The following is a 23,999-nucleotide window of genomic DNA, read 5'->3' on the forward strand; positions in this document are numbered from 1 at the left end:
CGGGTCTACTTCTTCAGCTGGTCGCGCAAAGCGGCGAGCTTGGCGAAGGGCGAATCCGGGTCGAAGCGCACCGGGCGCTCCTCGCGCGGTTTTGGCTGGAAGGCCGGCTTTCCGCCCCCCTTGGCCCGATCTGGGCCGCCACCCTTGCCGTCCGGCCTGCCGCCCTTCCAGTCGGGCCGGCCTTCGCGGCGGTCGGGACGCTCGCCCTGTGGGCGGCCTTCACGCCTCGGCTCGCCCTCGCCCTGCGGCTTGGGCTTGAACTTCGAGCGGTCGAAGCGCGGCTTGCCGGAGCCGTCGCGCCGCCCCTCGTGGGCCGGACGTTCTCCAGGCGTGGCTGCGGCCGGTGCTCCGGCAGCATCGGCCGGCGCGTCGCTCCGGCCGCGCGCCTGTCCGTTGCGCGAGCGATTGTTGCGGCCGGGATGGCGGGGGCGCTGTTCGAAACGGCCCTGACGCCACAACAGGATCGGCTTTGGCGCCTCGGCTTCAGGAGCGGGCTCGCCGGCGGCTGCATCGGCCACCAAGACAGGCTCGTCCGCCGCTTCCGCAGCGGGCGCAGCTTCGGAAACTGGCTCTGCCGATGCTGCGGCGACAGGTTCGGCTTCCGCCTCTGGCTCGGCAGTCAGAACGGGTTCGGCGGCCACTTCGGCGACGGCCTCCGATACGGCTTCTTGCGTAGCTTCGGCTGGCGCTTCGGGTTGTTCTGCCGCGACCGGCTCGGCCGCTTCTGCGACGGGTTCGGCAGGAATTTCGGCGGTGGCCTCAACAGCGGCAGCAGGCTCCGAACCTTCGACCGGTGCCTCCGCGGCCGCATCGACCGCCACGGCTTCCGCTGCCTTGGCCTGCTCGGCCAGTGCGGCCTCTTCGGCTGCGGCCTTCACCGCCGCCGCTTCGCGCGCAGCATTGTCCTGCGCCTCGAGCCGCGCCTTGACCTCGACGGCCGGCTTCGGCTCGGCACGATAGCCGAGACCTTTCAGGATCTCTTCCATGTCGTCGGCGGTGGCGCCGAGGATCGACATCATCGGCGGCGTCACCATGAAGGACTGGCCGTCATAGGCGCCGTCCGGCCTTTGGCCGAGACCAGGCTTCCAGTTGGTCGCCGGGCGGATCAGATCCGCCAGCCGCTCCAGAATGTCGATGCGCACGGCGCGGCGGCCGAGATTGCGGTAGCCGGCAAGCTTGTAGAAGGTCTTGTCGAAAGCCGGATCGATGACCACCGAGGTGCGGCCGGAGGCGAGTGCATGGACCACGTCGCCAAAGCCCGGCTTGTCCTTGCCGTCGTTCTTCAATGCCCACAGCAAGGTCACCAGTCCGGCTGGCGCCGGCTTGATCAGCGCCGGCACGAAGACATGGTAGGCGCCGAAGCGCACGCCGAGCCGGCGAAGGGCTGCACGGCCCTCCTGGTCGAGCGACTTCATTTCCTCGGCAATGTCGCGGCGGTTGATGAGGCCGAAATTCTCGACCAGCTGGAAGGCAATGCCGCGGCCGATGCCGGCAATCTGGTCGGCGTTCTTCAGGTCGACCAGCGGCTTCAGCAGCAACTCGATCTGGAAATTGACGAAACGTTCGGCGCGTGCCGCGACCCTGTCGCGCGCCGGGCCGGTCAACTGTTCGTCGGCCAGCAGCACGAGGCGCGGCTTCAGCGTGTCTTCGCCGGCAACCAGCGTGCCAATCGGCGCGCCGATCCAGCGCAGCGTGCCATCCGAGCCAAGTGCGATGTCGCCGTTGGCGCTAGCACCGAAGCGTTCGGCGCGCGCCTCGAATTCGGCGGCAAGCGCCTTCTGGGCGGCAGTGCGCACCGCCTTGGCGTCTTCGCCGCCGGCGGTCTGGTCGGCGGTGAAGCGGAACCCTTGCAACTCGCCGACATGGTGGCCTTCGACAAGGACGGTTCCGGTAGGACTAATTTCGGCTTCGGGCATGGTATTTTCTCTAAGGCGCCGCATGAGGACGGAAGTCCTGCGGTCTACGAAGCGTTTCGTCAACCGCTCATGCAGCGCATCCGACAATCTGTCTTCGATTTCGCGCGTCTTTTCCTGCCAGTGTGCCTGATCGGCCAGCCAGCCGGGCCGGTTCGACACGAATGTCCAGGTGCGGATCTGGGCAATGCGATGCGACAGCGTGTCGATGTCGCCTTCGGTGGTGTCGGCGCGGCGCACCTGCTCGGCCATGTAATTTTCATCGACATGGCCATGCCGGGCGAGGTCCGTATAGATCGAAGCAATGAGGTCGGCATGCTGGGCCGGCGCGATCTTGCGATAGTCGGGCAGCGCGCAGGCCTCCCACAGCAGCGCCACGCGTTTGGCGTTGGTGGCGAGTGCGCGGATGTCCTCGTCGCGCGACAGATGCTCGAGCGCCTGCGCATCGACGGCAGGCAATGCCCGCGTCAGCCCCTCGACCGGGGCGTTGGTTTCGATCGAGCGTTTCAGCGCGTCGAGGCTGGCGAAGTCGAAATGGGCGGTGCGCCATTGCAGCACCTTCACAGGGTCGAAGTCATGGCCTTCGATTTTCTTGACCAGATCCTCGTCCAGCGGATCGACCTGGCCGGTAACGCCAAAGGTGCCGTCGCGCAGATGCCGGCCGGCGCGGCCGGCGATCTGGCCAAGCTCGGCCGCCGTCAGGTTGCGATACTGATAGCCGTCGAACTTGCGGTTCTGGGCGAAGGCGACATGATCGAGATCAAGGTTGAGACCCATGCCGATGGCATCGGTGGCGATGAGATAGTCGACGTCGCCCGACTGGAACAGCGCCACCTGGGCGTTGCGGGTGCGAGGCGACAGGGCGCCGAGCACGACAGCGGCGCCACCCTGCTGGCGGCGGATCAATTCGGCGATGGCATAGACCTCGTCGGCGGAGAAGGCGACGATCGCAGTGCGCCGCGGCAGCCGCGTCAGCTTCTTCGAACCGGCATAGGCAAGATGCGACAGCCTCGGCCGCGTCACCACCGAGACACCCTTCAAGAGGCGCTGGAGGATGCCGTGCATCGTGGCCGCACCCAGCAGCAGCGTTTCTTGGCGGCCGCGCAGGTGCAGGATGCGGTCGGTGAAGATGTGGCCGCGCTCGAGATCGCCGGCCAACTGCACCTCGTCGATGGCGACGAAGGCGGCGTCGGTTTCGCGCGGCATGGCCTCGACGGTGCAGACCGAATATTTGGCGCCGGGCGGCTGGATCTTCTCCTCGCCGGTGATCAGCGCGACCTTGTGGGCGCCGACCTTTTCGCAGACGCGGCCATAGACCTCACGCGCAAGCAGCCTGAGCGGCAGGCCGATGATGCCGCTCTCGTGCGCCACCATGCGCTCGATGGCGAGATGGGTCTTGCCGGTGTTGGTCGGCCCAAGCACGGCGGTCACGTCACGGCCCGATAGGATCAGCGGCTCGGTATGTTTCGATTGGATGTTCATCGACCTGGAAATAAGGCTTTCTGGTCTCTCGTTGTCGGGAGCGTGCCTCAAGTGGCGCGTATGACAGGCGACACATAAGGATTTCAAGCGCGAAGCGAAAGCGGAATGTTCCACCGGAGGCTCGAAGTCGTCTGTGTCAAGCTCCAGAATGGTTGCGGATTAACAGTTGGAACGAGTCTGGAACGAATCGGAGACGAATCAGTGACTCGACCAGATTCAGCTTTTGTTCACGGCTACATATGGATTTTGTGACCATGAGTCTCACCACATGCTGAATCAACGAACTGGCCCGTTTCATGCAAGGCGAGCTCTGCCGTTAACCTTTGCCGGCGAACGACCGGAATGCCTTGGCCGGCCTCTACCAAGATTATGAAATTGTTGATCTTTCCTAAGCGGCGTTAAGGATTTAACGAGCGATTCCAGCTGTCATCGTTAACACTCCGCTCAAAGCCGGAACGAATCGGCGACGAATCAGCGATCTCGAAATCTTCCCGTTTTGTTCACCCCAATATCTTGTGTTGCGAACAGCTTATCCACCGAGAATCCACAGGTTGCAAAGCCGCTTTTGCACAGGGCAGCCGGTGGTTGTTAACCTCTGCGTGCCGGAATGGGGCAGCAGCCGGCGTGGGCAGGTCGAAGGCATAAAGCCGCCGGCGAAAGACGGACCGGTCTGCCGGCCTGTCGATCTCGCCGCTCACACCGGCACTTCTGCCGAAGTGAAATGCCTCAGGCGAAGTATTGGCCGCCATTGGCTGAGATGGTCGAGCCGGTGATGAAGCCGGCATCTTCGGATGCGAGGAAGACGACGCAGCGCGCGATCTCTTCCGGTTCGCCGAGGCGGCCAACGGGGATCTGCGGGATGATGCGCTCGCTGAGCACCTTCTCGTCGATCGCCTTGACCATTTCGGTGGCGATATAGCCGGGGCAGATGACATTGACGGTGATGCCGGCGCGGGCCCCTTCCTGGGCGAGCGCCTTCGAAAAGCCGATGTCGCCGGCCTTGGCGGCGGAGTAATTCACCTGTCCGGCCTGGCCCTTCTGGCCGTTGATCGAGGAGATGGTGATGACGCGGCCGAACTTGCGGTCGCGCATGCCGCTCCACAGCGGATGCGTCATGTTGAAGACGCCCGACAAATTGGTGTCGATGACCTCTTTCCACTGTTCGCGCGTGATCTTGTGGAACATGGCGTCGCGGGTGATGCCGGCATTGTTGACCAGCACCGAGACCGGACCGAGATCGGCCTCGACCTGCTTGATGCCGGCGGCGCAGGAATCGTAGTCGGCGACCGACCATTTGTAGACCGGGATGCCTGTCTCCGCCTTGAATTTCGCCGCCGCGTCGTCATTGCCGGCATAGTTGGCGGCAACCGAATAGCCGGCGTTCTTCAATGCGATCGAGATCGCTGCGCCGATGCCGCGCGATCCGCCTGTGACGATTGCTACCTTGGTCATGCGTTTCCCCTTATTTGATATCGCCCTGTTGTCGGGCTTGGCAGGCACTGCATACCGACCGGGCGGCTCGCGCCGCCCGTTCAGGTGATATCCTTAGAGCGCTTCCACGCACATGGCGACGCCCATGCCGCCGCCGATGCATAGGGTGGCGAGGCCTTTCTTGGCGCCGCGCCGGCGCATCTCGAAGACCAGCGTGTTGAAGATGCGGGCACCCGAAGCACCGATCGGATGGCCGATGGCAATGGCGCCTCCATTGACGTTGACGATCGAGGGGTCCCAGCCCATGTCCTTGTTGACGGCACAAGCCTGGGCGGCAAAGGCCTCGTTGGCCTCGATCAGGTCGAGATCGCCGACCGACCAGCCGGCCTTTTCCAATGCCTTGCGCGAGGCCGGTATCGGACCGGTGCCCATGATCTGCGGGTCGACGCCGGCGGTTGCCCAGGACACGATGCGCGCCAGCGGGGTTATGCCGCGTCTCGCCGCTTCCGCTTCGCTCATCAGCACCGCACCGGCGGCGCCGTCATTGATGCCGGAGGCGTTGGCGGCGGTCACCGTGCCATCCTTGTCGAAAGCCGGCTTCAGCTTGGTCATGGCGTCGAGCGTGGCGCCGTGGCGGATGTACTCGTCCTGGTCGACGATGGTGTCGCCCTTCCTGCCCTTGATGGTGACGGCGACGATCTCGTCCTTGAACTTGCCGGCCTTCTGCGCCGCCTCGGCCTTGTTTTGCGAGGCGAGTGCGAACTGGTCCTGATCGTCGCGGGTGATCTGGAATTGACGAGCGACGTTTTCGGCGGTGTTGCCCATGTGGTAACCGTTGAAGGCATCCCACAGTCCGTCCTTAATCATGGTGTCGATCAGCTTGAAGTCGCCCATCTTGACGCCGGCGCGCAGGTGCTGGGCATGCGCCGAAAGCGACATCGATTCCTGTCCGCCGGCTATGACCACCTTGGCATCGCCGGTGGCGATCTGCTGCATGCCGAGCGCAATGGCGCGCAGGCCCGAGCCACAAACCTGATTGAGGCCCCAGGCCGTAGTTTCCTTGGGCAGGCCGGCATTGATCGACGCCTGGCGGGCCGGGTTCTGACCCTGGGCGGCGGTCAGCACCTGGCCGAGGATGACCTCGTCGACCTCGCCTGGTTCGACGCCGGCACGCGACAGCAGTTCCTTGATGACGATAGCCCCGAGTTCATGCGCCGGGGTGGTGGCGAAAGCGCCGTTGAAGGACCCGACCGGCGTACGCGCCGCACTGGCAATGACGATGGAAGCGGACATTTTCTTCTCCAGACTTCAAGGTGTTGTTCTGTCGTTGAGGACTTTTCTTGCCCTTTCCAGAACCCAAGTCAAACCGGAAATGGGCATGGCGCCTATGCGCGGCAAGCACATCGCGCCGTGCCATGGCTGCACTCCATCCATTGCTGCGCAGCATATTTTGCCCGCTATGCAGCATTTAATGATGCCGCAGTGCACAAACTGCTTGGAATTGTGAGGCTTTTGCGCATATCCTCAAAAAAGGCACAATCGTTACCGGCGGCTTACTGGGGGGCGCCGGTGTCCCCGGGAGGATGCAGATGGCCGCTAAAGACGATCCGATCATCATCAAGAAATACGCCAATCGCCGCCTCTACAACACCGGCACCAGCACCTATGTGACGCTCGAGGACCTCGCCGAGATGGTCAAGAAGGGCGAGGAGTTCACCGTCCAGGACGCCAAGACCGGTGACGACATCACCCATCCGGTGCTGACCCAGATCATCTTCGAACTCGAGAACAAGGATGGGCAGAACATGCTGCCGATCCCGTTCCTGCGCCAGCTGATCGCCTATTACGGCGACCAGATGCAGATGATCGTGCCGAGCTTCCTCGAACAGTCGATGCTCGCCTTCTCCAAGGAGCAGGAACGCTTTCGCGAGCAGATGAAGGGTGCGCTCGGCAAGTCGCCTCTGGACATGATGAAGATCACCACGCCGATCAAGGCGCTGGAGGAGCAGACGCGCCGCAACATGGAAATGTTCCAGAATGCGATGCGGCTCTTCACGCCCTTCCCGCCGGCGGGTACCGCGCCGGCCGCAGCCCCGGCCGAGCCGGCCAGGAAGGAAACATCGGAAAAGCCTGACGACCTTCAGGATCTGAAGGACCAGATCGCGGCCATGCAGCGCAAGCTCGACACGATGTCGTGAGCGGTTCCGATCGCAAGATCCGCTAGCTGGCGCATAGGGCTATCGCGGCAGCAATCCCTCATAGCGGCCGCGTGGCCTGATGACACTTCCACTTGTTACCTGTTCGATCGTGTGCGCCGCCCAGCCGACGCTGCGTGCCAGCGCGAACAAGCGGAACGGTGCATCGCGCGGCAAGCCAAGGCCGCGTGTCAGTACGGCCAAAGCGAAGTCGATGTTCGGGCGTGCGCCGGTCGCGGCAAGGGCCGCATCGCGCAGCGATTGAGAGAGATCATCGATGTCGATCACGCTCAGCAATGCCGCCGCGCGGGGATCGCCGTCAGGATAGAGCGGATGGCCGAAGCTCGGCAGCGGCCGGTCATGGCTGAGCCAGCGTCGGGTCGCCGCCTCGGCGCCGTGCCGCCCCGCATCTTCAGCCAGTTGCATCACCGCTTCGCCGGCGCCGCCATGACGTGGCCCCGACAGCGTCGCCAACCCGGCGAGCAGGCAAGCAGCCATCGGCGCTCCGGTCGAGGCCGTGACACGGGCGGCGAAGGTCGACGCGTTGAGTTCGTGGTCGGCGAGCAGGACGAGCGCGCGGCGGATCGCATCGGCTCCCGCTGCATCCACCGACCAGTCCCGCGCCAATCGCCAATGAACTGGATCCGGTCCCGCCGATGCGCCCAAGGCGCTGGCCAACACGCCGACCGCGTGCGCGGCATCGGCATGCAGCGAGGTGGCGCTGCGCCCGAGTGAAGGCCGCCCCTGGCCGGCAAGCACGGCAAGTTGCGCAAAGGCCGAGGCCCGGCCGGGTTGGTGGGCCGCATCCGGCGTCGGCGCTCGAAAGGCCACCGGTTCAGGCAGCGCCCAGAGCACAGCGGCTGTTTCTTCCAGCGTGGCACTCGCTGAAAGCGCAACGGCGTCCTGGCCACGATAGACAAGATGACCGTGCAAGACGGTCGAGATCGAGGTGACGATCGAGGGTTCGCCCCAGGCAATGGCGCTTTCGGCGATGGCCGACGGGCTGCGTCCGCGCGCTCTTCGCGTTGCCATCGCCGCTATGTCGTCGGCACGATACTGGCTGCGGCGCGGATCGGCGCGGTCCGGTTGCATGCCGATGCGACCGCGGCTGACATAGGCGTAGAGCGTCTGGGGCCGCACCTTGAGCCTTTCCAGCGCCTCTTCCCGCGACAACCACTCGGACATATCGAACTCTGATATTGATTATATTGATCAAGATTGATCAGCAGAATGCCTAGCCTTATCTCTGATACGGAAATGGATCAAGGAGGCAGGCTATGGCGAATGGGCTCGACGACGTTGTGGCGGCTGAAACCGTCCTCTCTGACGTGGATGGTCTCGGCGGCAATCTGACCATCCGCGGCCATTCGCTGCGGGAACTGGCCGGACGCTGGAGCTACGCGCAGGTGGTCGGCCTGCTGCTCGATGGCTTCTTCGAAGACCTTCCCGGCGATGCCGAACTGGCGCGAGCGCTGGGCCAGGCCCGCGCAGAAGTGTTCGAGCGGCTTTTGCCCTCACTGCCCTTGCTGACTCCGCTAGATGTCTACAGCGCCATGCGCGCCGGCATGGCGCTTCTGCCGGACAGCGAGACTTTTCCGGACGCGCTGCGGCTGGTTGCGGCGCCCGCGGTGCTGACGCCGGCCCTGCTTCGCCTGCGGCGCGGCGAGGCGCCCGTCGCGCCGGACAGCCTGGCCGATCATGCTGCCGACATGTTGAGGATGCTCAGCGGTCGTGCCGCCTCGCCGGCGCAGGCGAAGGCGCTCGACACCTACTTGGTGACCGTCTGCGATCATGGCCTCAATGCCTCGACCTTCGCCACCCGCGTGGTCGCGTCGACACAAGCCGGCCTGACGTCGTCCGTGCTGGCCGGGCTCGGCGCGCTCAAGGGGCCGTTGCATGGCGGCGCGCCCGGTCCGGTGATCGAGATGCTGGATGCGATCGAGGCGCATGGCGATGCCGTCGGCTGGCTGCGCGACGAGGTCGCGCATGGCGAGCGCATAATGGGCTTCGGCCATCGCATCTACCGCGTGCGCGATCCGCGTGCCGACGTGCTGAAGGCGGTCGTGCGGCAACTCGGCGGCGAGGGCGAAACCGGTCGCAGGCTGGCCTTTGCAGAGACTGTGGAGCAAGCCGCGCTTGACGTGCTGCGGATCGCCAAGCCGTCGCGCTCGCTGCAGACCAATGTCGAGTTCTACACCGCGCTGCTGTTGGAGGCGGCGGGTTTCCCCAAGGAGGCATTCAGCAACGTCTTCGCCGCCGGGCGTGTCGCCGGCTGGATTGCGCACGCCCGTGAACAGCAGACGACCGGACGGCTGATCCGGCCGCAGTCGCGCTATGTCGGGCCGGTGCCGGACCTCGTTGCCTGAGGCTGTCTGCCCGTTTCGATGGATGCCGCCTCTCCGCTCCGAAGCGGTGAGGCGGTTCTTCATGACCGAAATTTCATGTGATCACGCGACCGTGTTCGTGTTCTTGCCTTCGTCAGGACTTATATGCTGCACCGCAACATAGGTCCGCTGTAACCGAACCGTTCCGATCCCCGGGCGTGATGAGGCTTGCAGCATCCAAAACGACAGGAACGCCATGACGAAAAACGGCAAGGCGGAGGAAACTAAGAAGATCAACATCGCGCTTCAGGGCGGCGGCTCGCACGGGGCCTTTTCCTGGGGCGTGCTCGACCGGCTGCTGGAGGATGGCAGGCTGGAGATCGCGGCAGTGTCGGGGACCAGCGCCGGAGCCATGAACGCAGTGGCGCTGGCCGATGGTTTCGTGCGTGGCGGCGTCGAGGGAGCGCGGCAAAAGCTCGATGATTTCTGGCGCGCGGTGGCGGCAAAGGGCCGGTTCAGCCCGGTGCAGCGCATGCCGTGGGATGTCGCCTGGGGCAATTGGTCGATCGAGAACACGCCAGGCTATGTTTTCTTCGACACCATGTCGCGGGTGTTTTCGCCCTATGTCGCCAACCCGCTCGGCCTCAACCCGCTGCGTGACGTCGTGCAGAAGGAGATTAACTTCGCCAATGTGCGCGCTTGCAGGTCGATGGAACTGTTCATTTCGGCGACCAATGTCGAAACCGGGCAGTTGCGCGTCTTTTCCGACGGCGAGATCGACCTCGACACGGTGATGGCCTCGGCCTGCCTGCCGCAACTGTTCCGCGCCGTCGAGATCAAGGGCGTGCCCTATTGGGATGGTGGCTATGGCGGCAATCCTGCGCTTTATCCGTTCTTCAAGACTGCGGCGACCGAAGACGTGCTTCTGGTGCAGATCAATCCGGTGGTGCGGGAAGGAACGCCGAGGAGCGCCAACGAGATCCAGAACCGCATCGACGAGATCACCTTCAACGCCGGGCTGTTGCGCGAATTCCGCTCGATCGCCTTCATCAAGGAATTGATCGCCGCCGGCCGCCTGCCGCATGGCGAATACCGCGACATCCGCATGCACCGCATCGATGCCGACGAGGCGTTCAAGGACCTGTCGGCGTCATCGAAGGTCAATGCCGAATGGGCGTTCCTGAGCTATATGCGCGATCTCGGCCGCTCCGCCGCCAGCGACTGGCTGGAGGAGAATTACGATGCTGTCGGCAAGCGCCCGACGCTCGACCTGTCAGGCGAACTCGATGACGGCTTCAAGCCGGTGCGTGGTCCCGCACCTGGCCGGCGGGTCAAGGAATTCCTCGCGGTACGCAAGAACCCGGAGGTAGAGCGTCGTCGCGCCTGACCCGAATCCCGATACAGCTTGGCTTTTTGGCTTCATCCAGCTTTTAGGGTCAGGTCGATTACCCTGATCAGGGCGGCGGCGGCCTGCCGCTGCCCGCCGGCATCGCTGATGCGCGCCTTCATGCCTTCCAGCCCGTCGAGCAGCATGTCGGCAAGCGATTGCGCCGACAGGCCCTTGGCGGCGAGATCGACGCCGTTCCTGGCAGCCTCGCCGTCGATCGCGGCGGCGATATGTTCGACAAGACCGCCGCGCCAGCAGCCGACCAAATCGCCAAGGCTCGATTTCATGTCCAGCAATTCGGCGCCATGCGGCGAGGCAACGACCGCGCTCATCATCGAGATGAACGCCTCGTCGATGGCTCGCGTCATGCGCTCGCTGAAAGCACCGTCGCCGGCCAGAGACATTTTCGCCGCGTCGACCGAGCGCGACAGCACCATCATGGCGATCGCGCGGAAAATGTCGGTCTTGTTCTTGAACAGGAGATAGAGCGCCGGCCGCGACATGTCGGCGGCGCGGGCGATGTCGTCCATGGTGGTGCGGGAGAAGCCATAGGCCAAAAACACCCTCATAGCGCCATCCAGGATACGGACGCGTTTGGGGTCGGCGATGGCGATGTCTTCGATTTGATCCATGGAGCTACATTATCCTGCAAAAATCTCAATTGACAAAATGACGAAATTTGTCAATCTGTATCGCGACGAGGCGACCCAAGAGGACGCTTCGCTTGGGCTGTGGACGACAACAAAGGGTATCCCATGCGCCTCACCGTCGACGGGCAGTCATTCGACATCAACGCCGATCCCGACATGCCGCTGCTGTGGGCGCTGCGCGATCTCATTGGCAAGACCGGACCGAAATTCGGCTGCGGCATCGCCGCCTGCGGCGCCTGCACCGTGCATGTCGACGGTCAGCCGGTGCGCTCCTGCTCACTCCCGGTCAGCCAGGTCAGCGGTGCCGTCACCACCATCGAGGGCATCGGCACGGCGGACAAGCTCCATCCCGTGCAGCAGGCATGGCTGGAGGAACAGGTCGCGCAATGCGGCTACTGCCAGGCCGGCCAGATCATGAGCGCTGTGGCGTTGCTCGACGAGGTGGCCGATCCGAGCGACGACGACATTGATAACGCGATGGGCGGCAATCTCTGCCGCTGCGGCACCTATCCCAAGATACGCTCGGCCATCAAGAAGGCCGCTGCGCTCAAGACGGCGGGGCTCTGACCGTGGCCAGTGTTGGAAAGATCGCCCGCCGTACGTTCCTGATCGGCGCCGCTGCCGTCGCTGGCGGCGTGGCCGTCGGCTACTACTATTATCGCAAGCCATTTGCGAACCCGCTTGAGGCCGATCTCGGCAAGAGTGAGGTGACGTTCAACCCCTATGTGAAGATCGGCGCCGACAACACCATCACCGTCGTCGCGCCGCGCGCCGAGATGGGGCAAGGCATCTCGACGACGCTGGCTGTCATGGTCGCCGAAGAACTCGATGTCGGTCTCGATCAGGTCAATGTCGAACACGGCCCGGCCTCCTATGCCTATTACAACGCCGCGATCCTCGAAGAGGGTGGCCCGTTCGCCTTCTTCGACGAGAGCATGACCGCGCAGGCGGTGCGCTCAGGTCTCGGCGTGGTCGGCAAGCTCCTTGCTATCCAGGCCACCGGCGGTTCGGCTTCGGTGCGCGACGGTTTCGACAAGATGCGCCAGGCCGGCGCCGCAGCCCGGCAATTGCTGATTGCTGCGGCGGCGCAGAAACTTGGCGTTGCCGCCGCCGATCTGGAAACGGCCAATGGGTCGATCCTGCATAAGGCGTCTGGCAAGTCGCTGACCTATGGCGCGGTTGCCGTTGCTGCCGCTGCCATGGCGCCGCCGGCCGAAGTCAGGCTCAAAGACCGGGCCGACTGGAAACTGCTGGGAAAGCCGCAGAAGCGCATCGACATGCTGGCCAAGGTCACAGGGGCGCCGATCTTCGGCATCGATGTCAGGCTGCCGGACATGCTCTACGGCACGGTCAAGATGAGCCCGCGCTTCTGGGCCAAGCCGGTCAAGGCGAATCTCGCCAAAGCCGAGAAAATGCCCGGCGTGATCAAGATCGTAGCGCTCGAGACGAATTACGGTCACGGCTTCGGCATCATCGCGCAAAATACCTGGGCGGCCTTCAAGGCGGCCGATGCCATCGACGCCCAATGGGCGGATCCCGAATATCCGCTCAGCAGCGACGCCATTTCCGACGTGCTCAAACAGGCGCTCGGCGCCAAGGGTTCGGCAATGCGCGACAATGGCGATGTTGATACCGCCTTCGCCGACGCGCCACGCGAAAGGATGGTCGAGGCAGACTATGCGGTGCCTTATCTGGCGCATGCGACCATGGAGCCGATGAACGCCACGGCGCGGTTCAAGGACGGTGCCCTCGACATCTGGTGCGGCAACCAGGCACCGACGCTGGTGCGGCAGCTTTGCGCCAATGTGGTCGGAATCGAACAGGAGAAGGTCACCGTCCACACCACCTTCATGGGCGGTGGTTTCGGCCGCCGCGTCGAGATGGATTACGCGCTGTGCGCCGCGCTGATGGCGAAGGAGACCGGCGGGCGCCCGATCAAGGTGACCTGGACGCGCGAAGAGGACATGCGCCATGACGCCTACCGGCCGGCCGCGGTCGGCAAGTTCCAGGCGCGGCTTGGCGACGACGGCCTGCCGGTCGCCGTCTACATGAAAATCGCCTCGCCATCCATGATAGCCAGCACCTTGCGCCGGCTGTTCCCCTCGATATCGCCGCTTGGACCCGACAAGAGCATCGTCGACGGCGCCTATGACCAGCCCTACACCATCCCGAACTATCGGGTGAGTGGTGTCGCCGCCCCTGTCTCCATTCCCGTCGGCTCCTGGCGATCGGTCGGCAGTTCGGTCAACGGCTTCTTCCATGAGGGCTTCATGGACGAGATCGCCACAGCCGCCAAAATCGATCCGGTCGAGATGCGCAAGAAGCTGATGGCCGCCTATCCCGCGGCGGTGAAGGTGGTGGAAAAAGTCGCGGCGATGGCGAAATGGGGCGAGGCGCTGCCTGCCGGCAAGGCCAAGGGCATGGCCTTCACGCTGTCCTTCGGCAGTTGGGTCGGCGAGATCATCCAGGTGGCGGATACGCCGGCCGGCATCCGCATCGAGAAGGTATGGATCGCCGCCGATGTCGGTACCGCGCTCGATCCGGGCATCATCGAGGCACAGCTGATTTCCGCCGCCATCTACGGTCTTTCGGCGGCCATGGGACAGGAGATCACCTTCGCCGACGGTATGGTCGAACAGTCGAACTTCCACGATTTCGACGCCATGCGGATCTTCCAGTGCCCGGTCTTCGACGTCGCCATCCTGGAAAATTTCCACAAGATGGGCGGCGTCGGCGAGGTCGGCACTCCGCCGGCGGCACCGGCGCTGGCCAATGCCATCTTCGCGCTCTCAGGCAAGCGCATCCGCACGCTGCCTTTGTCGAAAACGGTGGCCTTCGCATGAAGCGGCTCCTCATCATGCTGACGCCTGCTGCCATGCTCGTTCTCGCGGCGCCGTTCGCAACCGCACAGGAGAGCCAAACACCACCGAGCCAGGCGGTCGACACGACCAAGGGCCTGTCCGAATGGGACAAGATTTATGCGGTGTTCTCACATCCGCGCTGCGCCGATTGTCATGTCGCGGACGACCGGCCGCGCTGGTCGGGTGCGCACTATGGCGGCACGCGCGTGCACGCCTTCAATATCCAGCGCGGCACCGACGGATCGGGCTTCGGCAATCCGGGCCTGCGCTGCACGACCTGCCATTTCGCAAGCAATTCCAATGAATTGCACGGACCGCCCGGAGCCGAGAACTGGCGTCTGGCGCCGGCCGAGATGGCCTGGTTCGGGAAATCCTCGGCCGAAATCTGCACCGAGATCAAGGATCCGGAGCGCAATGGCGGTCGCAGTTCGGACGATATCGCGCTGCATGTTCGCGACGACAGGCTGGTCGGTTGGGGCTGGGCGCCGGGGTCGACCCGTGAGCCGGCTCCGGGCTCGGCCGAAGCAACCTTTCAAGCGATCGAAAACTGGATGGCTGTGGGTTCACCTTGCCCGGTGCCGTAATGGTCTTGCAACTTTAAGGCTATATTGCAGTGCAACTTTGATGTAGAAACGCGCTTCGCCGATCACGGCAAATTGAACACGGCCTGGCGCGCACCCATATCGGCGACGCGCCCGCGTTACGAGGACGCTGGCCGAATCCGCAGTGGAAAAAACGACGATGAGAATCAGGTTTCACAAGCTTGCAGCCGTTGTTGTGCTCTTTGGTTTCGCGGCCTGGATGACGACAGGCGAGTTTTCGTCGGTCGGCAGCGTCGCCGCCAACAAGGCCAAGGCTGCCGAAGTCGAGAAGGGCAAGGCGCCTGACGCGAACAAGCCCAAGGCTGCCGAAGCCGAGCCGAAGGTACCGTTGCGCACCGTCGCTGTGGTGACGCCGCCGCGCAAGACCTATGCGCGCGCCATCCGCATTTCTGGATTGACCGAAGCTGACAAGCGGGCGGTGCTGGGGACGCGCGTTGCCGGTGTCATCGACAAGTTGCCGGTCAAGCAGGGCCAGCACGTCAAGACCGGCGATCTGGTGCTGATGCTTGCCGCCGAGGAAAAGATCTCCATGGTCGACAACGCTAAGCAATTGGTTGTGCAGCGCCAGGCCGAGTTGGATGCAGCTCTGCAACTCATGAAGTCAGGCAATTTGCCGAAGCTGCAGCTCGATACGGCCCGCTCGAACCTGACCTCGGCGCAGTCGCTGCTGGAAACGGCACAGGCCTTACTAGAGCGCAATGAGGTGAGGGCACCTTTCGACGGAGTTATTGACCGGGTGCCGGTGGAACTTGGCAGTTCCATCATGGAGGGCGGCGAGGTGGCAACCATCCTCAAGCTTGACCCGGTGATCGCCCGCGGCGAAATCAGCGAGCGCGACCTCGGCTACCTCAAGCTCGGCGACAAGGCCAATGTCCGACTGGTCAGCGGCCAGACGGTCGAAGGCACCGTGCGCTACATCAGCCGCGACGCGTCGTCGGCGACCCGCACTTTTCGCGTCGAGGTGGCGATCCCCAATGGCGACGGCTCCGTGCCCGCCGGTATGACGGCGGAAATCGCGCTCAACGCGCAACCGACCGACGCGGTCGTGCTGCCGCGCTCGGTGGTGACGCTCGGCGACAAGGGCGACCTCGGCATCCGGGCCGTCGGCAAGGACAACAAGGTGGCGTTCTTCCCGATCGACCTCGTCGACGACACGCCGACCGGCCTTGTGCTCGGCGGCATCCCTGCCGACGCGCGCATCATCGTCGCCGGCCAGGAACTGGTGAAGGAAGGCGATGTCGTCAATCCGGTCGAGGCCGACCAGGCGACCCTGCGGAAGCTGCTGGGCGAAGCGACCGCCGGGACGCAGTAGCAGGGGTCGCGACGGACCACCCCTGGGCGGGACAATCGGCTGCAACGCAGCTCCTGAAATTCGAAAACAGGCGTTAGCCATGGATATCGTCAGACTCGCAATCAACAATGCCCGCCTGACCATCTCGGTGCTGGTCTTCCTTCTGCTCGCCGGCTGGGTCGCTTATCAGTCAACGCCAAAGGAAGCGGAACCCGACGTTCCGATTCCGATGATGTATGTCAGCCTGATCTATCAAGGCATTTCGCCCGAGGATTCGGAGCGCCTTCTGCTGCGGCCGATGGAAAGCAAGCTGAAGAGCCTGAAGGGCCTCAAGGAAATGCGCTCGGCCGCCTTCCAGGGCGGCGGCTACGTGCTGGTCGAGTTCCAGCCGCAGACCAATCTGGCGACGGCACTGCAGGACACGCGCAGCAAGGTGCAGGATGGCAAGGCCGACCTGCCGCAGGCGGCCGAAGAACCTGTTGTTACCGAGGTCAATATCTCCGAATTCCCCGTCCTCGTCGTCACCCTGTCAGGCGAATTGCCCGAGCGTGTGCTGACCGCTGCCGCGCGCGAACTGCGCGACCGCATCGAAGAAGTGCCCGGCGTTCTCGAAGGCTCGCTGCAGGGCGCGCGCGACGACCTCGTCGAGGTCGTCATCGATCCGATGAAGCTGTCTTCCTACGGACTGCAGCTCGATCAGCTGATCGGTGCGGTCGGCAACTCCAACAGCCTGGTCGCCGCCGGCAATATCGAGGGCTCGGAGGGCAAATACGCCGTCAAGGTGCCGTCGCTGATCGAGACGCCCGAGGATGTGGCGGCGCTGCCGGTGGTCGCCGGCCCCAATGCCGTGGTTCAGGCCAAGGACATCGCGACGATCCGCTCCACCTTCAAGGATGCCGAGACGGTGACCCGGCTCAACGGCAAGCCGGCCATCGCCATCGAAGTGAAAAAGCGCATCGGCGCCAATCTGATCGACACGCTCACCAAGGTGAGGGAGGTCTCCGACGCTTTCGTCAAGACCATGCCGCAAGGCATGAATGTCACCTACACGCAGGACAAGTCGGTCTTCGTCAACCAGCTGCTCGGCGATCTGCAGAACCATGTGATGATCGCCGTCATCCTGGTGTTCATCGTCATCCTCTACGCGCTGTCCGGCCGTGCCTCGCTGTTGATCGGCCTGGCCATTCCATCATCGTTCCTGATCGGCATCTTGTTGCTTGCGATGATGGGCTACACGATCAACATGATCGTGCTGTTCAGCCTCATCCTGGCGGTCGGCATGCTTGTCGACGATGCCATCATCGTCACCGAATTCGCCGAGCGGCGGATGGGCGAGGGCATGCCGAAGGCGGAAGCTTTCGCGCTTGCCGCCAAGCGCATGGCCGGTCCGGTCATCGCCGCGACGATGACGCGTATCGCCGCCTTCTCGCCGCTGCTGTTCTGGCCGGGCATCATCGGCGACTTCATGAAATACATGCCGATCACGCTGATCGTCACGCTGTCGGCCTCGATGCTCTACGCGCTGGTATTCGCGCCGACGCTGGGGGCGATCTTCGCCAAGGCGCCCGAGCACCATGCGGATGACAATCGCGACGGCTGGTACATGGCCATCGTCAAGCAGGCGGTGCGCTTCCCCATCACCGTGCTGGTGCTGACCGTGGCGCTGCTGTTCGGCGTCGGCTTTGCCTATTCGAAATATGGCGCCGGTGTCGAGTTCTTCCCCAGTGTCGAGCCAGACTACGGCCTGCTCTACGTGCACGCTCGCGGCAACCTTTCGCTGGCCGAAATGGATACCGCGACCAAGACTGCCGAAAACAGGCTGCTCGGCTGGCCCGGCATCAAATCGGTCTACACCCGCGTCGGCAAGACCCAGGGCGGTGGGCAGGACGTTCCGGAAGACGTGGTCGGCGTCATCCAGTATGAATTCATCGACTGGCGCGAGCGCAAGTCGGCGAACCAGATCCTGAACGATTTGCGTGGCGTCATGGCCGGTATTCCCGGCGTCGATGTCGAGGTTCGCGTGCCCGAAGCCGGTCCGCCAACCGGCAAGCCGATCCAGATCAGGCTTTCGGCGATCGATCCCAAGGGGCTCGACGACAAGGCGCGCGCCGTCGCGGCCCGCATTGCCAAGGTGCCCGGCGTCATCGACATTTCCGACGGTCTGCCGCCGCCTGGCGTCGACTGGGCGCTCGAGGTCGACCGCGCCAAGGCGGCGCAGTACGGCATCAGCCCGACTTCGGTCGGAACGGTGGTGCAACTGGTGACCAACGGGCTGAAGCTCTCGGAATACCGGCCGGCCGGTGCTGACGATGCCGTCGACATCAGGCTGCGCTTGCCCGAGGATCGTCGCACGCTGTCGACGCTAGACGAGCTGAGGGTGCAGACCTCGCAAGGCTCGGTACCGATTTCGAATTTTGTCGTGCGCAAGCCCGAACCGACCGTCGGTATCCTCAACCGCATCGACGGCGCCCGTACGGTGGTCGTGCAGGCAAACGTCGCCGCCGGCACCCAGGTCGCGGCCGTGCAACAGGAGGTCACCAAGGCTGTCGCCGATATGGATCTCGGCAGCGGCATACGCTGGAAGCTGGCCGGTTCCAACGAAGACAGTGCGGAGGCCAGCGCCTTCCTCGGCAAGGCATTCGGCGCGGCGATCTTCCTGATCTTCCTCGTGCTTTTGATGCAGTTCAACAAATTCACCAGCGTGCTGATGGTGCTGTCCTGCGTGGTCATGGCGACGATCGGCGTGTTCCTGGGGTTGCTGTTGACGGGAGAGGCCTTCGGCATCGTCATGTCGGGCATCGGCGTCATCGCGCTGGCCGGCGTGGTGGTGAACAACAACATCGTGCTGATCGACACCTATGACCGGTTGCGAGAAGAAGGCTGGGACAAGATGGAAGCGGTGTTGCAGACCTGCCGCGAGCGCGCCCGTCCGGTGGTGCTGACGGCGGTGTCGGCCATCCTCGGTGTGCTGCCGATCGCCTTCGGCCTTGGCCTCGAAATCTTCCATCACGAGACGACGATCAACGCGCCGTCGACGCAATGGTGGATCTCGCTGTCGTCGGCGATCGTCTTCGGCCTGTCCTTTGCGACCTTGCTGACGCTGGTGGTGACGCCGTCGATGCTGATGATCTTCACGCGCAGCAAGAACAGCCGCTTCTACGCGTTTTTCCGTCGGCTATTCCGGCGCGGCAAGGGAAAGGTCTCGTCGACCGACACGCCGGACACGGATGTGGGCGGCGAGCCGGCTATCGCCTTTCCGAAGGCAGCCGAATGAGGCGGCATGCGAACCTCTGACGCAAAGGCCGCCCGGAGCAACCGGGCGGCCTTTTGCATTGTTTTCCCCAGAGCAATGCGAAGCATGGTGCCCAAGGGCACGCATGGCGGCTGCGCCCGCCGAAATGCAATATCAGGCAGCCTTCGCAACGCCGTTCACGGTGGTGATGCCGATGTCTTCGAGAGCCTCGGCGACCGCTCGATCCAGGGGCGTGTGCGGGATCGCACCGATGATGCCTTCCAGCCTTGCCGAGGCCAGCTGATGCGGTTCGAAGCGCAGATAGGACATCGACACGATCTCGCGCCACATGGCCACGAACGGGCTGCCGGCGCGCAGCACCCACCACGGCATCGAGGTCATCTTGAGCGAGCGACCGAGCGCCTTTTCGGCTGCGGCCTTGATCTCCAGGTCGGTGACGGCATGGCCGGGAAAATTGAGCGCTTCATAGGCGCCCAGCTTGCCGAGATTTCCGGCCAGGCCGACGAAAGCCTTGGCGAAGTCCGGCAGATAGGCCCATTCATGCACCAGATCGACAGGGCCGGGCGCGGTATAGATGCCCTTGTTCATCTTGGCGGCGACGACCAGATCGAACCATGACCCGCTGCCGGTGCCGCCGAAGAAGTCGCCGGCCCGCAAGATAATGGTGCGGACGCGGCCCGCGTCCGCCTCGCGGCGGAAGATGTCTTCCATGGCGCAGCGGATGCGGCCCTTTTCCGTCGTCGGGTGGAACGGCGTGTCCTCGGTGATCACCGCCGGCATCGGCGAGCCGTAGTTGTAGACGGTGCCGGGGAAGAGGTGCAGCGTGCCGTTCGCACGGCAGGCGGCCATGACGTTTTCGGCCATCGGAAGGCACTTGCCCCAGTCGGTGTAGATCGGGTTGAGGCCGTTGAAGATGATGTCGACGCCTTGCGTGGCGCGGATCAGGGCTCCGCGGTCGAGCGCGTCGCCGGCAGCGGCCGTGGCGCCCTTGAGTTCGGCGGGCACCTTGCCGCTGCGGGTGATTGCGCGGACGTCATAGCCCGCATCGATGAAGGCCCTGGCGACCACGCGGCCGAGCCGGCCATTGGCACCGAGAATAGCGATCTTGGTCATTTCTCGTCTCCGTGTTGATGTTTGCAGCTCGAATATGGTCCTCTCGCATACGAATGGAAATTGACCATGAATCGGTTTCTGATATTCATAAATGAATGACTGAAATCGACTGGAACCTGATCAAGAGCTTTGTCACCGTGGCGGAGACCGGCAGCCTGTCGGCCGCCGCTCGGAAGCTCTCGGCCAGCCAGCCGACGCTCGGCCGTCACATCGGCGAACTCGAACAGGCGCTTGATATCACGCTGTTCCGGCGCGGGCGGCGCGGCTATGAACTGACCGAAGCCGGCAGCACGCTGTTCGAGCGCGGCAAGGCGGTCAGCGAGCAGGCAAGCGCCTTTTCCCTGCTGGCGCTGGGTTCGGTCGAGGCGATCGAAGGCACGGTGCGTATCGCCGCCAGCGAGGTGGTGGCGGCTTATGTGCTGCCGGAGATAACGGGGCGGCTCGGCATCGAGGAACCCGGCATCGAGGTCGAGATCGTTGCCTCGAACCAGGTCGAGAACCTGTTGCGCCGCGATGCCGACATCGCCATCCGCATGGTCAAGCCGGGTCAGAATGAGCTGCTGGCGCGCAAGGTCTGCGATATCAGGCTCTGCGCCTGCGCGGCCAGATCCTATCTCGACAGGCGCGGCCGCCCGCTGCAGCCTGCCGACCTTGTCGAGCACGCGTTGATCGGCTTCGACCGTAGCGACGAGATGATCAGGGGCTTCACCCAGTATGGCATCCCTGTCACCCGCAACAGCTTCCGCTTCAGGGCCGACAACCAGATCGTCTTGTGGGAAGCTGTGCGGACAGGAAACGGCATGGGTCTCGCCCAGGAGCCGCTGGCCGACCGCGATCCATTGGTGGAAAAGGTGCTGCCTGGCCTGCCGCTGCCGGTGCTACCGGTGTGGCTGGCCATGCATCGCGACGTGCGCACCAGCGTGCGCATCCGCCGCGTGGCGGATTTCCTCTACGAGGAACTCAAGCGCTATTCGGCCGGCGTGGGGTCGGGCGCGAATTCGGCACGGTGAGCAAGCCCGGCCATCAGCAGCACGACGACCAGCAGCACGGACATGGCGACGAAGATCGGGCCGAAGCTCAAATGCTCGGCAACGAAACCGATCGCCGACGGCGCCACCAATATGCCGGAATAGCCCATGGTCGTGACCACGCTCATGCCGGTGCCCGACGACATGCCTTCCTGGTTGCCGCCGGCCGAAAAGATGATCGGCACCATGTTGGCGATGCCGAAGCCGCATAAGGCAAAGGCCGCGATGGCAAGCCAGGGCGAGGGTGACAGTCCGGCGATCAGCATGCCGGCGGCAGCGACGAGCGCCGACGCGCGCAACGTCATCACCGCGCCGAGACGGTTGCGAACGCCGTCGCCGAAGAAGCGCATGATTGCCATGACACCGGAGAAGGCGGCATAGGCAAGGCCGGCAACGGCAAGGTCTGCACCGAGTTCCTGCCTGAGATACAGTGCCGCCCAGTCGAGCACCGCGCCTTCGGAAATCATCGTCAGCAGCGCCATCAGGCCGACGAGGTAGACCAGCGGATTTGCCGGTAGCGCGAATTTATGATGCTCGGTCGCCTGCGGCCTGTCCTCGGCGACCAGATGGCGAACCGCCACCGCGATCACCGCGAAGGCTAGCGCCGTCACCACCGCCGCGTGGGCGAGGTGGCCGTAGTGCTGGATGGCAAAGCCGCCGAGGCCGCCGCCGGCGAAACCGCCAAGGCTCCAGAAGCCGTGCGAGGACGACATGATGGCGCGGGATAGTCGCCGTTCGACCACCACCGCATTGGCATTCATGGCGACGTCCATGCCGCCGATCGAGCCACCGAAGATGAACATGGCGATGGCCGCCAGTGGTACGTTGGGAGCCAGCGCCACGACCAGCAGGCCGAGGCTGCCGCAAAGACCGAACCAGCGCAGCACGGTGCGCGAACCTTGTTTCGAGATCAGGTGGCCGCACCAGGTCATGGCGGTGACGGCGCCGGCGCCGAACAGCAGGATCAGCAGGCCGAGCGTGAACTTGGTGATCTCCAGCCGGGTCAGGAACACCGGAATCTGCGGCGCCCAGCTGCCGGTCAGGAAGCCGTTGGCGAGGAAAATAGCCGCAACGGCCCATCGTCCGCGCATTGCAGTCAGCATGGCACTTGACGCGTTCATAATGCGAATCCGGTCAGAAAATGGCTTCGCGCGGCAAATTAGATCGATTCAATTTCCAGTCAAGCAATCTCTCGGAGAAAGCGCTTGGGCCAAACTTAGCCCTGGAAATGGGGTGTCGGAAGTAACCTAATGGTCCTTGGGCCGCCGCGCCTCGAATTCAGCCTTCTTGGCATCGGAGGCCTCGGTCTGGTTGAGCGCCTGCCATTCGGCATAGGGCATGCCGTAGACGATCTCGCGCGACTGGTCCTTGGACAGGCCGACGCCTTCGGCCTCGGCTGCTTCGCGATACCAGTTCGACAGGCAGTTGCGGCAGAAGCCGGCGAGGTTCATCAAGTCGATGTTCTGCACGTCGTTGCGCTCGCGCAGGTGTTCGACCAGCCGGCGAAAGGCGGCAGCCTCGAAATCGCGCTTCTGCTCGTCACTGAGTTCGGTCATCGAAACCTCCTTGCGGCTCTACAACGGCCCGGTTCGGGAGCCGAATTGCTTGACCACATGTATATCGGGACGGCGGTCGATCGCGTCAACGATCGGCGCCAGGCGCTGCGCCCAGGCGATCGCGCCCTCCTGGTCCGATATCAGATCCTGGCGGATCTCGATCAGCGCATGGGCGAAGCCGTTGACGATGGCGTGCTTGTACATGGTGTCGCCGCGCAACGCACCGTCATAGGGTTCGTTGTCGCCAACCACGAGGCTCTTGTCGGCGGCCAGCATGTCGATCAGCGGCCGCGCCACCCGGTCATCCCGGTCCCACAGGATGCCGACATGCCAGGGACGTTGGATCCCTTGCATGGCCGGGGTGAATGAATGCACCGAGAAGATGAAGGGCGTCTGGGCAGAGGCCTGCGCCACCGAGGCAATCATGGCGCCGACGGCGTCGTGATAGGGCCGGTAGAAGCGGTCGAGCCGCCTTTCGCGCTCCTCCGCGGCAATCGGGTAGTTTCCGGGCACAACGGTGCCGTCATAGAGCTGGCGAATGAGCGTCGGATCATCCTCGCCGCGATTGGGGTCGATCAGCAGCCGCGAGAAATTGGCGAGCACCGCAGGCACGCCGAGCAAGGCAGCCAGTTCGCGCGTCACCGCCTCGACGCCGATATCATAGGCGATGTGACGCTCGAACTCCGCCGCCGGCAAGCCGAGGCTGCCATAGTCCTCCGGCAGATCGCGGCGGGCATGGTCGCCCAGGAGCACAATGCCTCGCTTGCGGTCGCCTTCGACGATGTCGAAAGGCGCGAAAACTGTGGATCGGGTCATTGGCGGGAAATGGTCTGTTCGCTGGCTTCCGGGGAGGGTGCTATCGTCATTCCACGAAGACGACGCTTGCGCAATGCCGTTGTTTGGCCAAGGTTTC

At 64.0% G+C, this 23,999-nt stretch carries 19 protein-coding genes; 10 read left to right on the forward strand and 9 right to left on the reverse strand.

Features of this window, described 5'->3' with window-relative positions:
* Positions 1 to 5: 5 nt before the first annotated feature.
* The 3 genes from HNQ71_RS25615 to HNQ71_RS25625 form a co-directional block, all read right to left on the reverse strand.
* Complete coding sequence (locus HNQ71_RS25615) at positions 6 to 3,395, reverse strand: helicase-related protein (RefSeq protein ID WP_184875649.1); 3,390 nt, start codon at positions 3,393 to 3,395, stop codon at positions 6 to 8.
* Between the two features lie 726 nt (positions 3,396 to 4,121).
* Positions 4,122 to 4,847, reverse strand: coding sequence for an acetoacetyl-CoA reductase (gene phbB / locus HNQ71_RS25620; protein WP_184875651.1), 726 nt, complete (start codon positions 4,845 to 4,847; stop codon positions 4,122 to 4,124).
* 93 nt (positions 4,848 to 4,940) lie between these two features.
* Positions 4,941 to 6,119 carry an acetyl-CoA C-acetyltransferase gene (locus HNQ71_RS25625; RefSeq protein WP_095089453.1) on the reverse strand — a complete coding sequence of 393 codons (1,179 nt, stop codon included), beginning with the start codon at positions 6,117 to 6,119 and terminating at the stop codon, positions 4,941 to 4,943.
* Between HNQ71_RS25625 and HNQ71_RS25630 the strand changes: the two genes are divergently transcribed.
* Both HNQ71_RS25630 and phaR read left to right on the forward strand, forming a co-directional pair.
* Entirely contained in the window at positions 6,106 to 6,333 is a 228-nt protein-coding gene (locus HNQ71_RS25630) for a hypothetical protein (protein ID WP_184875653.1), read from the forward strand. The two genes, HNQ71_RS25625 and HNQ71_RS25630, sit on opposite strands and share 14 nt — an antisense overlap.
* Positions 6,334 to 6,415: 82 nt before the next feature.
* On the forward strand, positions 6,416 to 7,024 hold the full coding sequence (phaR, locus tag HNQ71_RS25635; protein WP_184875655.1) for a polyhydroxyalkanoate synthesis repressor PhaR: 609 nt from the start codon (positions 6,416 to 6,418) through the stop codon (positions 7,022 to 7,024).
* Positions 7,025 to 7,063: 39 nt separating this feature from the next.
* On the opposite strand, the gene HNQ71_RS25640 is transcribed toward phaR, so the two are convergent.
* Positions 7,064 to 8,206 carry a citrate synthase gene (locus tag HNQ71_RS25640; protein WP_184875656.1) on the reverse strand — a complete coding sequence of 381 codons (1,143 nt, stop codon included), beginning with the start codon at positions 8,204 to 8,206 and terminating at the stop codon, positions 7,064 to 7,066.
* A 92-nt stretch (positions 8,207 to 8,298) separates the two neighbouring features.
* Between HNQ71_RS25640 and HNQ71_RS25645 the strand changes: the two genes are divergently transcribed.
* Together HNQ71_RS25645 and HNQ71_RS25650 are read left to right on the forward strand one after the other, a co-directional pair.
* Positions 8,299 to 9,387 carry a citrate synthase/methylcitrate synthase gene (locus tag HNQ71_RS25645; RefSeq protein ID WP_184875658.1) on the forward strand — a complete coding sequence of 363 codons (1,089 nt, stop codon included), beginning with the start codon at positions 8,299 to 8,301 and terminating at the stop codon, positions 9,385 to 9,387.
* Positions 9,388 to 9,601: 214 nt separating this feature from the next.
* Positions 9,602 to 10,732, forward strand: coding sequence for a patatin-like phospholipase family protein (locus tag HNQ71_RS25650; RefSeq protein WP_184875660.1), 1,131 nt, complete (start codon positions 9,602 to 9,604; stop codon positions 10,730 to 10,732).
* Positions 10,733 to 10,764: 32 nt separating this feature from the next.
* On the opposite strand, the gene HNQ71_RS25655 is transcribed toward HNQ71_RS25650, so the two are convergent.
* Complete coding sequence (locus tag HNQ71_RS25655; RefSeq protein ID WP_184875662.1) at positions 10,765 to 11,364, reverse strand: TetR/AcrR family transcriptional regulator; 600 nt, start codon at positions 11,362 to 11,364, stop codon at positions 10,765 to 10,767.
* A gap of 123 nt (positions 11,365 to 11,487) precedes the next feature.
* On the opposite strand from HNQ71_RS25655, the gene HNQ71_RS25660 reads away from it, so the two are divergent.
* The 5 genes from HNQ71_RS25660 (at position 11,488) to HNQ71_RS25680 (ending at position 19,410) form a co-directional block, all read left to right on the forward strand.
* Positions 11,488 to 11,949: a (2Fe-2S)-binding protein gene (locus HNQ71_RS25660; protein ID WP_184875664.1), complete on the forward strand. Its 462-nt coding sequence runs from the start codon at positions 11,488 to 11,490 to the stop codon at positions 11,947 to 11,949.
* 2 nt (positions 11,950 to 11,951) lie between these two features.
* Positions 11,952 to 14,225 (forward strand): molybdopterin cofactor-binding domain-containing protein, encoded by a 2,274-nt coding sequence (locus tag HNQ71_RS25665; protein ID WP_184875666.1) that lies wholly within the window; start codon positions 11,952 to 11,954, stop codon positions 14,223 to 14,225.
* Positions 14,222 to 14,827, forward strand: coding sequence for a hypothetical protein (locus HNQ71_RS25670; protein WP_184875668.1), 606 nt, complete (start codon positions 14,222 to 14,224; stop codon positions 14,825 to 14,827). Before HNQ71_RS25665 ends, HNQ71_RS25670 begins: the two co-directional genes overlap by 4 nt.
* 157 nt (positions 14,828 to 14,984) lie before the next feature.
* A complete protein-coding gene (locus HNQ71_RS25675; RefSeq protein ID WP_184875670.1) occupies positions 14,985 to 16,157 on the forward strand; it encodes an efflux RND transporter periplasmic adaptor subunit in 1,173 nt (390 codons plus the stop codon).
* A 79-nt stretch (positions 16,158 to 16,236) separates the two neighbouring features.
* Positions 16,237 to 19,410, forward strand: coding sequence for an efflux RND transporter permease subunit (locus HNQ71_RS25680; RefSeq protein WP_184875673.1), 3,174 nt, complete (start codon positions 16,237 to 16,239; stop codon positions 19,408 to 19,410).
* A 132-nt stretch (positions 19,411 to 19,542) separates the two neighbouring features.
* Here HNQ71_RS25680 and HNQ71_RS25685 read toward each other — a convergent pair whose 3' ends face one another.
* On the reverse strand, positions 19,543 to 20,502 hold the full coding sequence (locus tag HNQ71_RS25685) for an SDR family oxidoreductase (RefSeq protein WP_184875675.1): 960 nt from the start codon (positions 20,500 to 20,502) through the stop codon (positions 19,543 to 19,545).
* 95 nt (positions 20,503 to 20,597) lie between these two features.
* Here HNQ71_RS25685 and HNQ71_RS25690 point away from each other — a divergent pair, with 95 nt between their 5' ends.
* Complete coding sequence (locus HNQ71_RS25690; RefSeq protein ID WP_184875677.1) at positions 20,598 to 21,512, forward strand: LysR family transcriptional regulator; 915 nt, start codon at positions 20,598 to 20,600, stop codon at positions 21,510 to 21,512.
* Here the strand turns inward: HNQ71_RS25690 and HNQ71_RS25695 are convergent.
* From HNQ71_RS25695 to HNQ71_RS25705, 3 genes are all read right to left on the reverse strand, one after another.
* Positions 21,470 to 22,651 carry an MFS transporter gene (locus HNQ71_RS25695; protein ID WP_184875679.1) on the reverse strand — a complete coding sequence of 394 codons (1,182 nt, stop codon included), beginning with the start codon at positions 22,649 to 22,651 and terminating at the stop codon, positions 21,470 to 21,472. The two genes, HNQ71_RS25690 and HNQ71_RS25695, sit on opposite strands and share 43 nt — an antisense overlap.
* Before the next feature lie 126 nt (positions 22,652 to 22,777).
* Positions 22,778 to 23,086: a DUF1244 domain-containing protein gene (locus HNQ71_RS25700; protein ID WP_095089427.1), complete on the reverse strand. Its 309-nt coding sequence runs from the start codon at positions 23,084 to 23,086 to the stop codon at positions 22,778 to 22,780.
* 18 nt (positions 23,087 to 23,104) lie between these two features.
* On the reverse strand, positions 23,105 to 23,902 hold the full coding sequence (locus tag HNQ71_RS25705; protein WP_184875681.1) for an N-formylglutamate amidohydrolase: 798 nt from the start codon (positions 23,900 to 23,902) through the stop codon (positions 23,105 to 23,107).
* Positions 23,903 to 23,999: the final 97 nt, after the last annotated feature.

The sequence above is a fragment of the Mesorhizobium sangaii genome (assembly GCF_014207355.1).
Lineage (GTDB): Bacteria > Pseudomonadota > Alphaproteobacteria > Rhizobiales > Rhizobiaceae > Mesorhizobium > Mesorhizobium sangaii.

Excerpts from the sequence above, each read along its gene's own strand:
- HNQ71_RS25700 (WP_095089427.1), bottom strand. The coding sequence starts at position 23,086 with ATGACCGAACTCAGTGACGAGCAGAAGCGCGATTTCGAGGCTGCCGCC.
- phbB (WP_184875651.1), bottom strand. The coding sequence starts at position 4,847 with ATGACCAAGGTAGCAATCGTCACAGGCGGATCGCGCGGCATCGGCGCA.
- HNQ71_RS25645 (WP_184875658.1), top strand. The coding sequence starts at position 8,299 with ATGGCGAATGGGCTCGACGACGTTGTGGCGGCTGAAACCGTCCTCTCT.
- HNQ71_RS25690 (WP_184875677.1), top strand. The coding sequence starts at position 20,598 with ATGACTGAAATCGACTGGAACCTGATCAAGAGCTTTGTCACCGTGGCG.
- HNQ71_RS25695 (WP_184875679.1), bottom strand. The coding sequence starts at position 22,651 with ATGAACGCGTCAAGTGCCATGCTGACTGCAATGCGCGGACGATGGGCC.
- HNQ71_RS25650 (WP_184875660.1), top strand. The coding sequence starts at position 9,602 with ATGACGAAAAACGGCAAGGCGGAGGAAACTAAGAAGATCAACATCGCG.
- HNQ71_RS25660 (WP_184875664.1), top strand. The coding sequence starts at position 11,488 with ATGCGCCTCACCGTCGACGGGCAGTCATTCGACATCAACGCCGATCCC.
- HNQ71_RS25640 (WP_184875656.1), bottom strand. The coding sequence starts at position 8,206 with ATGTCCGAGTGGTTGTCGCGGGAAGAGGCGCTGGAAAGGCTCAAGGTG.
- HNQ71_RS25630 (WP_184875653.1), top strand. The coding sequence starts at position 6,106 with ATGGAAGCGGACATTTTCTTCTCCAGACTTCAAGGTGTTGTTCTGTCG.
- HNQ71_RS25670 (WP_184875668.1), top strand. The coding sequence starts at position 14,222 with ATGAAGCGGCTCCTCATCATGCTGACGCCTGCTGCCATGCTCGTTCTC.
- HNQ71_RS25655 (WP_184875662.1), bottom strand. The coding sequence starts at position 11,364 with ATGGATCAAATCGAAGACATCGCCATCGCCGACCCCAAACGCGTCCGT.
- phaR (WP_184875655.1), top strand. The coding sequence starts at position 6,416 with ATGGCCGCTAAAGACGATCCGATCATCATCAAGAAATACGCCAATCGC.
- HNQ71_RS25625 (WP_095089453.1), bottom strand. The coding sequence starts at position 6,119 with ATGTCCGCTTCCATCGTCATTGCCAGTGCGGCGCGTACGCCGGTCGGG.
- HNQ71_RS25615 (WP_184875649.1), bottom strand. The coding sequence starts at position 3,395 with ATGAACATCCAATCGAAACATACCGAGCCGCTGATCCTATCGGGCCGT.
- HNQ71_RS25675 (WP_184875670.1), top strand. The coding sequence starts at position 14,985 with ATGAGAATCAGGTTTCACAAGCTTGCAGCCGTTGTTGTGCTCTTTGGT.
- HNQ71_RS25685 (WP_184875675.1), bottom strand. The coding sequence starts at position 20,502 with ATGACCAAGATCGCTATTCTCGGTGCCAATGGCCGGCTCGGCCGCGTG.
- HNQ71_RS25680 (WP_184875673.1), top strand. The coding sequence starts at position 16,237 with ATGGATATCGTCAGACTCGCAATCAACAATGCCCGCCTGACCATCTCG.
- HNQ71_RS25705 (WP_184875681.1), bottom strand. The coding sequence starts at position 23,902 with ATGACCCGATCCACAGTTTTCGCGCCTTTCGACATCGTCGAAGGCGAC.